1 protein-coding gene is annotated in these 615 nt (G+C 60.2%); it reads left to right on the top strand.

Features of this window, described 5'->3' with window-relative positions; genetic code table 11:
* Window positions 1–305: 305 nt before the first annotated feature.
* Window positions 306–615, top strand: a 310-nt coding sequence (locus EOD07_RS36690) for a histidine phosphatase family protein (RefSeq protein ID WP_206519679.1), incomplete at its 3' end; no start/stop codon positions are given.

Here is a 615-nt window from a genome sequence, read left to right as displayed (position 1 = left end):
GTTCATGAACGGCTCGTCTTCGGAGGGTACGTAATCGGCGGTAACGATATCGTTCATTCGACTCACCCAACAACCCCAGATTTGGCGCCTATATATTCGGGGACAAGAGCCTGCACAAGCGCTATCGGCGACAGTTTCACGCAATTGTTAGTCTCGCATCGGCGGCCCGCGCGACGACTTTGTTTCAACGGCACAAAACGAATTCGCACATGATTCGTTGCAGTTGCTGCCGCCGGCCATTGTGCATGACATCGTTCTGGTGACTAATCGCGCTTTGCTACGTAGGCAGCATCATGGGGGTCCGGTTGAGCAGGCTTTATCTGTTGCGGCATGCCAAAGCCGGCTGGGCGCTGCCCGGCGTGCGTGATTTCGACCGCCCGCTCGATGAATCGGGCATGGCCGATGCCGAAGCGATCGGAGGGGCCATGCGGGCCCGCGGCTACGTGCCGGACGTCACGCTTTGTTCCAACGCCAAGCGGGCAAGGCAGACGCTGGAAGTCCTGGCGGGGCGCACCGACACCGGCCGGGTCCTGTTCTTCGACACGCTCTACAGCGAGGATGCGGCCGGCTATCTCGACATCATCCGGAAAAATGGCAGCGCCGACCAGCTTCTGG

This window comes from Mesorhizobium sp. M2C.T.Ca.TU.002.02.1.1 (assembly GCF_003997225.1).
This window is presented reverse-complemented; position numbering and strand designations above follow the sequence as displayed.